The organism is Mesorhizobium sp. M7A.F.Ca.MR.362.00.0.0 (assembly GCF_004023175.1).
GTDB lineage: Bacteria > Pseudomonadota > Alphaproteobacteria > Rhizobiales > Rhizobiaceae > Mesorhizobium.
The window spans coordinates 3,929-12,443 of record NZ_RZTF01000055.1 but is presented as its reverse complement, the minus strand read 5'-3'; the positions used below and the strand labels follow the sequence as shown (position 1 = coordinate 12,443).

At 61.4% G+C, this 8,515-nt stretch carries 12 protein-coding genes; 9 read left to right on the top strand and 3 right to left on the bottom strand.

All coding sequences use genetic code 11. The annotated features are described in order from the left end of the window. From EOC06_RS10435 to EOC06_RS10425, 3 genes are all read right to left on the bottom strand, one after another. Positions 1-738, bottom strand: a 738-nt coding sequence (locus EOC06_RS10435) for a ferredoxin reductase (protein WP_245469462.1), incomplete at its 3' end; no start/stop codon positions are given. Continuing rightward, positions 735-1,331 (bottom strand): dimethylamine monooxygenase subunit DmmA family protein, encoded by a 597-nt coding sequence (locus EOC06_RS10430; protein ID WP_128307691.1) that lies wholly within the window; start codon positions 1,329-1,331, stop codon positions 735-737. The genes EOC06_RS10435 and EOC06_RS10430, both read right to left, overlap by 4 nt. A 141-nt stretch (positions 1,332-1,472) precedes the next feature. Beyond that, the gene (locus EOC06_RS10425; protein ID WP_128307690.1) at positions 1,473-2,606 is read right to left on the bottom strand and encodes an aminomethyltransferase family protein; all 1,134 of its coding nucleotides are present in this window, start codon (positions 2,604-2,606) and stop codon (positions 1,473-1,475) included. A 286-nt stretch (positions 2,607-2,892) separates the two neighbouring features. On the opposite strand from EOC06_RS10425, the gene EOC06_RS10420 reads away from it, so the two are divergent. From EOC06_RS10420 to EOC06_RS42155, 9 genes are all read left to right on the top strand, one after another. Beyond that, positions 2,893-3,180, top strand: coding sequence for a hypothetical protein (locus EOC06_RS10420; protein WP_128307689.1), 288 nt, complete (start codon positions 2,893-2,895; stop codon positions 3,178-3,180). Between the two features lie 12 nt (positions 3,181-3,192). Further along, positions 3,193-3,570 (top strand): hypothetical protein, encoded by a 378-nt coding sequence (locus tag EOC06_RS10415; protein WP_013532899.1) that lies wholly within the window; start codon positions 3,193-3,195, stop codon positions 3,568-3,570. A 36-nt stretch (positions 3,571-3,606) separates the two neighbouring features. Then, positions 3,607-3,768, top strand: a complete 162-nt coding sequence (locus EOC06_RS10410) for a hypothetical protein (protein ID WP_013532900.1) — start codon at positions 3,607-3,609, stop codon at positions 3,766-3,768. Between the two features lie 14 nt (positions 3,769-3,782). Further along, on the top strand, positions 3,783-5,186 hold the full coding sequence (locus EOC06_RS10405; RefSeq protein WP_023808735.1) for an APC family permease: 1,404 nt from the start codon (positions 3,783-3,785) through the stop codon (positions 5,184-5,186). Between the two features lie 45 nt (positions 5,187-5,231). Then, the gene (locus EOC06_RS10400; protein WP_164898533.1) at positions 5,232-5,921 is read left to right on the top strand and encodes a hypothetical protein; all 690 of its coding nucleotides are present in this window, start codon (positions 5,232-5,234) and stop codon (positions 5,919-5,921) included. Then, the gene (locus EOC06_RS10395; protein WP_128307688.1) at positions 5,918-6,241 is read left to right on the top strand and encodes a hypothetical protein; all 324 of its coding nucleotides are present in this window, start codon (positions 5,918-5,920) and stop codon (positions 6,239-6,241) included. The genes EOC06_RS10400 and EOC06_RS10395 overlap by 4 nt, the downstream gene beginning before the upstream one ends. A gap of 104 nt (positions 6,242-6,345) precedes the next feature. Next, a complete protein-coding gene (locus EOC06_RS10390) occupies positions 6,346-7,242 on the top strand; it encodes a glutamine amidotransferase family protein (protein ID WP_128307687.1) in 897 nt (298 codons plus the stop codon). Positions 7,243-7,246: 4 nt separating this feature from the next. Next, positions 7,247-7,972 carry a GXGXG domain-containing protein gene (locus EOC06_RS10385; RefSeq protein WP_128307686.1) on the top strand — a complete coding sequence of 242 codons (726 nt, stop codon included), beginning with the start codon at positions 7,247-7,249 and terminating at the stop codon, positions 7,970-7,972. Positions 7,973-7,978: 6 nt separating this feature from the next. Beyond that, positions 7,979-8,515 (top strand): glutamate synthase-related protein (locus EOC06_RS42155; protein WP_245469460.1); only part of this gene is annotated, 537 nt, incomplete at its 3' end.

The following is an 8,515-nucleotide window of genomic DNA, read 5'->3' as shown; positions in this document are numbered from 1 at the left end:
GCGGATCGACTTGCCGCTGACGGCAAGCGTCACGTCGAAAGGCAGTCCGGGCTGGGGTGCCGCGAAATGCTCGAAATGCACGGTTTCCGCCGGCCAGCCGAGGCTTGCCGCGCGATCGCGCACCCAGTTGATCATGCCGGCCGGGCCGCAGACATAGAGATGCGTGCCGAGCGGCTGCGTCGACAGCAACCGGTCGAGATCGATGCGCTCATCAAGGTCGTCATGATAGAGCCTGACCCGGCGGTCGTAGCGCTCGCGCAGCACATCGGCGTAAGTGCCGAGCGATGCGGTGCGGCAGGTGTAGTGCAGTTCGAAATTGCCGCCTTCCGCCGCAAGCTGAGCGGTCTGCGCCATGAACGGCGTAATGCCGATGCCGCCGGCCAGCATCAGATGTTTTTTGGCGCGCAGGTCGAGCGAGAACAGATTGACGGGGTAGCTGACCACCATCTCCATGCCGGTCTTGACGCTCCGGTGCATGAACAGCGAGCCGCCACGGCCGACATTGTCGCGTCGCACCGAGATCGTGTATTCGCGCGTATCGAGCGGCGAGCCCATCAGCGAATAGGGATTGAGCCTGGTGCGTTCGCCATCGCGCATCTCGACCACGACATGGGCGCCGCCGGAAAAGGTCGGCAGAAGCCCGCCGTCGCGTCGGCGGAAATGAAAACGGGTAACGAGGTCGTTGACGGGGACGACGTCGCTGACAACGACATCGAGTTTTGTTGTTCCGGTGCTCATCGGAAAATCTCCTCCATCGGAGGAATCTCCGAGCGATCTTCCGCATTGATGCAGACGCCCTGGAACGCAGCGATGCGCCTTGAATAGTGATCGCGCACCAGAAGCAGCAGGCCGCAATGCGCGCAGGTTGCCGGCTGCGTCGTCACATTCTCGGTGATGCCCTTGCAGTGGACGCATTGCATGCGCCGCGCCAGCGAGCCGCGGTGCTCGGTCTGGATCGAAGTGTGGTCGATGCCGGCTTCAAGCGCCACCTGCATCGCCTGGCCGATCAGGCCCTCGGTGCCCGAGAGATAGAGGCGCAGGCCCATATGCGCATTGGCCAGTGTCTGCCTGAGCCGTGGCAGCAGGCTGGCGAAGGACGGCGCCTGATGGAGCTGCGCCGATTTCAGCGCTTCGAGGGCGGCGGTGTGTTTGCCGTCCGGCCCTGGAATGAAGACGATTTCGGCGTCATCGAAAAACCCGGGCGGCGCCCTCCCGGCCATCTCCGCTATTGCCAGCGCCCCTTCCGCGTCCGCTATGAAAAGATGATGCTTGCCGGGTTGCGGAGACAAGGTTCCGTAAACGGGCCGGCTGATGATACTTTTGGCTGCCATTTAAGTTTTCGTGCCTTCGAGCGCTTCACCGTTTCATAGAAACGGCGGACCGCTCTATCTCTTTGCTTTGACGCAATTCCGGACGGAAAACCGTTTCACACTTTTCCTGGAATTGCTCGAACCTTCGCTGTTGACTATGCCTCAACCTTTCGCGGTGCGCTTGGTCTTCTTGGGATCGTCGAATGGCAATGGCTGGGCGGTGGCCTTGATGGCGCCGCTCTTGTTGCGGATTTCGAGCTTGGTGTCCTTGACCGCGCAGTCGACGTCGAGGCGGGCGATGCCCATCGATTTCTCGACCAGCGGCGAATACATGGCGCAGGTTACCACGCCGACCTTTTTGCCGTCGCGATAGACCGGCGCACCCTCATCGGCCGGCTCCTTGCCGTCGAGCAAGACGCCATAGATCTTGAAGCGTTCCTTGCCTTTCAGGCGATAGTGCTCCTCGGCACCGCGAAAGCCGGTCTTGCCGGGGCTGACGGTGAAGTCGAGGCCGAGTTCCCACAGCGTGTCGCCAGGGCCTTCATTGTCGAACGGATACTTCTGCGAATTGTCGTAGGGATAGAAGAGCAGATAACTTTCGACGCGCAGCATGTCGAGCGTGGTGAAGCGGCACGGAATGATGCCGGCGCTCTTGCCTTCGTCGAGGATCCTGTCCCAGATCGTGCCGGCATCCTGGCCGCGGCAGAAGATCTCGTAGCCGCGCTCGCCGGTATAGCCGGTGCGCGAGATCATGACAGGCAAGCCGAACAGCTGCGTCTGCATGTGATGGAAATAGTTGAGGTCGCGAATACCCGGCACATGCTTGGCCAGGTAGTCGACTGCTGTCGGACCCTGCAGCGAAAGATCGTGCAGATTGTCGTCGAAGCGCAGCGACACGTCGCGCCCTACCGAAGCACGCTGCAACTCCTCATGGCCGGTGCCCGAACCATGCACGACCATCCATGCATTGGGGCCGGTGCGGTAGAGGATGCAATCGTCGGTGAATTTTCCCGCTTCGTTCAGCATGCAGGCATAGGCCGACTTGCCGGGATAGATCTTTTCGACATCGCGTGTCGTCGCCAGGTCGATCAGATGTGAGGCATGCGGTCCGGTGATGTGGACCTTCTTGAGGCCTGAGACATCCATCAGGCCGGCCTTGGTGCGGATGGCGATGTACTCCTCGTCGGCATCCTTGTCGTAGGTCCAGGCGGTTCCCATGCCGCTCCAGTCTTCGAGCTTCGAACCGAGCGCTCGGTGCCGATCCGCCAGGGTCGAAAATCTCCAGGATGCCGTCATCCGCTCGTCCTCCGTTTCGATAATGCTCTGCTGTTCCCTGCCCCCTGCGCAGCGGCGGGAGCTTTGGCCGAATATTGATCGCAAACGTCCGGGCGCCGCAATACCCATAAGCAATTAATTTCATTGTCAGGCAAAATCCGCCGCGCAAACCAAACGGTTAACCCCACGTAAATCGCGCTTGACAATTGCGAGATTCAGACAGAATTTATGAAAAAAATTTCACTCTGTTGAAAGAGGACGGCGGACGGGGGATTCGGAACCGGACGGCGGAAAAGGGGAGAAACCGATGTCAGACATGCAGCAGCGCATCGAAGCGCTGTACCGTTCCGACGTGCGCGGAGCCGCGCTCCTGATCGTCTGCCTGTGGGCGACGATCCTCTTCGTCCTCCTCATGACATGGCCCTACATCCCGCACAGCGGCATCAAGGCCGTGGTCGCGATCGCCGCCGCCGCCGTGCTGATCTTCAACACGGCCGCCATCCTGGCGATGGTCAGGCACTACAAGGAAGACAAGGAATTCATCTACGGGCTCGATATCAAGAACGCCGACGCGTTCCGCAACCGCAAGTCCTGAGGGGTAGAAGAGATGTCCCGCTACACGCCGCCGGAACAAAGCAAGGCCGGGCAGGTTTTCGACATCGCCGTCGTCGTCGTCGCCATTTTCGTGGCACTGTGGCTGCCGCTCAAGCTGGGCCTCGCCGGCGCGGCGAAATCCATCGACGCGCTCGACGCCAAGACCTGGGAAGCGCTAGGCCAGAACCCGACCATGGCGTCTATCTGGGAAAAGCTCGGCTATACGCCCGAGACCGCGCACGACATCATCCAGAACCGCTTCCACTATGTCATCGACTGGCCGACGCTGATCATCATGGCGGCGGTGCTGATCGGTTATTTCGTTTTCCTGTTTCGTGCATCAGACCGCGAATATCGCGACGTCATCAACGAAAAATTCGACGACAAGTAAGAGTTCTGAGGACGATTTAATTCGGGGGACACGATCATGTGGGTGGCACTCTCTTACGCATGCTGGGGCATCTCGATCGTGCTCGCTTTGTGGATGCTCTACGACTGGTTCAAGGTTGACACGACTTTCTCCGAAGAGGTGCTGACCTCCTCGCGCGAGGGCGAACTGGAAGCCACTTCCGAAAAACACCGGATCTGAGTGAGGATTGAACAATGACGATCGCACTTGAACCGGCTGCCCCGGCTGCCCAAGGGGACAGAGTTTCACTCCTGCGCGTGCTCGGACCGGCCCATGTCTGGGCGCTCGGCGTCGGCATCGTCCTGGTCGGCGAATTCACCGGCTGGAATTTCTCGGCGGACAAGGGTGGCGCACTGGCTGCGCTGATCGTCTGCTGGGTCGTGGGATTGCTCTACACCTCGGTCGCCATGATCGATTCCGAGGTGACATCGACCGTGGCCGCCGCCGGCGGCCAGTATGCGCAGGCAAAGCACATCGTCGGACCGCTGATGGCGTTCAACGTCGCGCTGTTCCTGGTCTTTGCCTACACCATGCTCGAAGTTTCCGACGCCATCCTGCTCGGCGACACCATCGTCGCCAAGGCCGGCGTCGAAGGGCTCACCCACAATTCCTTCATCGCCGCGACCATCGTCGTGCTGGCGTGGCTGAACTATCGCGGCGTGCTGATGACACTCAATGTCAACTTCGTCATCACAGCGGTCGCCTATATCTCGATTGTCATCCTGTTCTTTTCGGTCAGCCCGTGGACGCAAGGCGCCGTGCTGAAGCTGAACGAGCTGGTCACGCCAGGCAATGCACTCCCCTATGGCTGGATTGGCGTCATCGCCGCCTTCCAGTTCGGCATCTGGTACTATCTCGGCATCGAGGGCACCACACAGGCCGCCGAGGAAGTGCGCTCGCCGGCCCGCTCGCTGCCTTACGGCACCATGGCCGGCATGATCACGCTTTTGATCGCCGCCGCCATGACCTGGTATGTCTGCGCCTCGATGATGCCATGGGAATATCTCGGCATCACCTATTATCCGCTGTGGGACGCCGGCAAGCTGACCGGCAGTCCGCTGCTCGAGAACCTGTTGTTCGTCGCCACGCTGCTTGCTGCAATGGCCTCCGCCAATGGCTGCATCAACGATGCGGCGCGCGCCTGGTTCTCGCTCGGCCGCGACCGCTATCTGCCGACATGGTTCTCGGCCGTGCATCCGAGATATCGCACGCCCTATCGTTCGATCCTGTTCCTGCTGCCGATCGCGCTGGCCTTCGCCTTCATCGCCGACCTCAACCAGGCGATCACCTTCTCGATCCTGTCGGGCGTGCTGCAATACACGTTCATGAGCATCAACATCATCATGTTCCGCAAGAAGTGGCCGCTCGGCTCGATCCGCCGCGGCTACACGCACCCCTTCCACCCGATCCCGGCCATCGTGCTGTTCTGCCTGTGCGTGGTGACCTTCTTCGCCATCTTCCTCGGCTTCGGCTCGCAACTGATCGCCATGGTCGCCTTCTATTTCCTGATCTCACTGTGGTTCCATTTCTATCGCTACAAATTCGTGCGGCGCGGCGATCAGTTCACCATGCCGTGGCCGAAGCCGCAGGGTTATTGATGGGAGAAGGCCCGTCCATAACCTGGGCGGGCCCGGCATGAGAAAATGTCCGAGGTGACATCAGCACTGCTGGCCGGGGCCATTGTCCTGGCTCTCGTCCTCCACCTTGCCTGGCAGGCGCGTGCCAGCCGCAACAGGGCATCGGTGGCGCTCGCCATCGAGCAGGACCGCATCCGCACAGTCATCGCTGACGCAGCCAATGTTTCGGACGGCACCGCCGGCGTCATCACCTGGGAAGGATCCTGGAACAGCCAACGCGTCCAGCTGCGCACCATCGTCGACACGCTGGCGACGCGAAAACTGCCGGCACGCTGGCTCAGCATCTCGATCACCGAGCCGGTGGCCGTGCCCGGCACCTTCGACATGATGATGCGGCCGGGGTCGCCGACGACCTTCTCCAATTTCGATCATCTCGACCACACGCTGCCGAAGAGTTCAACATTTCCGGCCGAGGCCGTGTTGCGGACGGATCGCAGGGGCGTCCACTTCCCACTGGAGACCATCGCCGGCCACCTCGGGATTTTTTCCGAAGGGCGCGCCAAGGAACTGCTGATCACCCCGAAAGGGGTACGCATCGTGTGGCTGCTGGCCGAAGCCGAACGGGCGCGCTACGGTGTGTTCCGGCAGGCCGAATTTGGCGACGCCACACTCGATCCCGCGCTGATCGAAAGACTGCTGGTGTCGGTGTCGGCGCTTCGCGACGCCATCAACAAAAGCGAACGGCAAGCCGCATGACCATTCCCACCACTGCACCCACCAACCCCTATCTGGTTCTCGGCGCCGCAATCGTGTTGCCGGGAAGCGGGCATGTCATTCTCGGCGTGCCGGTGCGCGGCCTTCAGTTCCTTTTCTTCATGGTGATCCTGGCATGGGTGACGGCCAAGATCGCACCGTCGGATGCCAGCTTTGTCGGCCGTCACGCCGGCGGCTTTCTGATCTATGCCTTGTCGATCCTCGATGCCTACAAGATCGCCCGCATTCGCACCGCCAAATGGGTTCACAACGCCCGGCGAGACGGCGACAGTGCGCAGAGCGGCATTGAGCCGCATACGTAACTAGAGGAATATTTTTTTCATACCATTGAATTTATGCAACTCATTCGATACATCATCTCAGAGCTGCAAACGATCTCTTCGCTACAAAACGCCGGGAGGCTGACATGTGTGGAATTGTCGGACTGTTTTTGAAGGACAAGGCGCTGGAACCCCAGCTTGGTGCGATGCTGTCGCAGATGCTGATCTCGCTCAGCGATCGCGGCCCCGACAGCGCCGGCATCGCCATCTATGGCGCGCCTTCCAAGAACGAGGCCAAGATCACCATCCAGTCAGCCAAGCCCGACCGCGATTTCCGCGGCCTCGAGGCGGAACTCGCCAAGGCCATCGGCACGCCGGTGACGATCGCGGTGAAATCCACCCATGCGGTCGTCAGGACCACGCCCGCCAAGATCGATGAAGCGCGCGAAACCATCCAGGCGCTGCGCCCCGACATTCGCATCATGGGCGCCGGCGACGTTGTCGAGATCTACAAGGAAGTCGGCCTGCCCGAGGCGGTCGTCGATCGCTTCGATGTCCGCAAGATGACCGGCACGCATGGCATCGGCCACACCCGCATGGCGACGGAATCTGCGGTGACGACAATGGGCGCGCATCCGTTTTCGACCGGCGCCGACCAGTGCCTGGTGCACAATGGCTCGCTGTCCAATCACAACAATGTCCGCCGTGAGCTGATCCGCGAAGGCATGACCTTCGAGACCGAGAACGACACCGAAGTCGCGGCCGCCTATCTCTCGTCGCAGATGGCGCATGGCAAGAATCTCGGCGAAGCGCTGGAAGGCACGCTCTCCGACCTCGACGGCTTCTTCACCTTCGTCGTCGGCACCAAGAACGGTTTTGGCGTGGTGCGCGACCCGATCGCCTGCAAGCCCGCCGTGATGGCCGAGACCGACCAATATGTCGCCTTCGGCTCGGAATATCGCGCGCTGACCAAACTGCCCGGCATAGACAATGCGAGGGTCTGGGAACCCGAGCCCGCAACCGTCTATTTCTGGGAGCATTGAGTTCATGCCGGCAACCACCCTTTCAAAGACCGCGGCGCACGACCCTCGGGTCTTCGATCTTGACCAATCGTCGCTGCGCGAACTCAATCAGGCGCTGCACAATCTGGCTCCCGGCTCGAACGAAACGGCATGGGAAGTGCTGAACCCGAAAGGCAGCCACTCGGTCGCCGTCGGCGTCGACCAGCCTGTTGCCATCGATGTGCGCGGCAGCGTCGGCTATTACTGCGGCGGCATGAATTCCGGCAGCACGATCACCGTGCACGGCTCGGCGGGTCCCGGCGTCGGCGAGAACATGATGTCGGGCTCGATCACCATCAAAGGCGACGCCAGCCAGTATGCCGGCGCCACCGGCAAGGGCGGCCTGCTGGTCATCGAAGGCAATGCGTCGTCGCGCTGCGGCATTTCGATGAAGGGCATCGACATCGTCGTCCACGGCAATATCGGCCATATGTCGGCCTTCATGGCACAGTCGGGCAATCTGGTGGTGCTGGGCGATGCCGGCGATGCGCTGGGCGATTCCATCTACGAGGCGCGGCTCTTCGTGCGCGGCAAGGTCGACAGCCTGGGTGCCGACTGCATCGCCAAAGAGATGCGGACCGAGCATCTGGAATTGCTGCAGGGCCTGCTCGACCGCGCCGGCGTCACCGGCGTCAATCCGTCGGAGTTCAAGCGCTACGGCTCGGCGCGTACGCTCTACAATTTCAATATTGACAACGCCGACGCGTATTGAGGCAGCATGACCTACAGGAACCCGCCGACGACGCCGCGCAAATCTGCGACCTTCGACGACTACACACTTTCCGAGATCCGCCGTGCCGCGGCGACCGGCATCTATGATATCCGTGGCGCCGGCGCCAAGCGCAAGCTGCCGCATTTCGACGACCTTCTGTTCCTCGGTGCCTCGATCTCGCGTTACCCGCTCGAAGGCTACCGCGAGCGCTGCGATACCAGCGTCGTGCTCGGTTCGCGCCACGCCAAGAAGCCGATCGAACTGAAGATCCCGATCACCATCGCCGGCATGAGCTTTGGCTCGTTGTCCGGTCCTGCCAAGGAAGCGCTCGGGCGCGGCGCGACGCTGTCAGGCACCTCGACCACCACCGGCGATGGCGGCATGACCGAGGAAGAGCGCGGCCATTCCAAGCAGTTGGTCTATCAATATCTGCCCTCGCGCTACGGCATGAACCTGCGTGACCTGCGCCGTGCCGATGCGATCGAAGTCGTCGTTGGCCAAGGCGCCAAGCCCGGTGGCGGCGGCATGCTGCTTGGCCAGAAG

Bases quoted from the DNA above. Each gene is read 5' to 3' on its own strand.
- EOC06_RS10430 (WP_128307691.1), bottom strand. From the start codon at position 1,331: ATGGCAGCCAAAAGTATCATCAGCCGGCCCGTTTACGGAACCTTGTCT.
- EOC06_RS10425 (WP_128307690.1), bottom strand. From the start codon at position 2,606: ATGACGGCATCCTGGAGATTTTCGACCCTGGCGGATCGGCACCGAGCG.
- EOC06_RS10420 (WP_128307689.1), top strand. From the start codon at position 2,893: ATGTCAGACATGCAGCAGCGCATCGAAGCGCTGTACCGTTCCGACGTG.
- EOC06_RS10415 (WP_013532899.1), top strand. From the start codon at position 3,193: ATGTCCCGCTACACGCCGCCGGAACAAAGCAAGGCCGGGCAGGTTTTC.
- EOC06_RS10410 (WP_013532900.1), top strand. From the start codon at position 3,607: ATGTGGGTGGCACTCTCTTACGCATGCTGGGGCATCTCGATCGTGCTC.
- EOC06_RS10405 (WP_023808735.1), top strand. From the start codon at position 3,783: ATGACGATCGCACTTGAACCGGCTGCCCCGGCTGCCCAAGGGGACAGA.
- EOC06_RS10400 (WP_164898533.1), top strand. From the start codon at position 5,232: ATGTCCGAGGTGACATCAGCACTGCTGGCCGGGGCCATTGTCCTGGCT.
- EOC06_RS10395 (WP_128307688.1), top strand. From the start codon at position 5,918: ATGACCATTCCCACCACTGCACCCACCAACCCCTATCTGGTTCTCGGC.
- EOC06_RS10390 (WP_128307687.1), top strand. From the start codon at position 6,346: ATGTGTGGAATTGTCGGACTGTTTTTGAAGGACAAGGCGCTGGAACCC.
- EOC06_RS10385 (WP_128307686.1), top strand. From the start codon at position 7,247: ATGCCGGCAACCACCCTTTCAAAGACCGCGGCGCACGACCCTCGGGTC.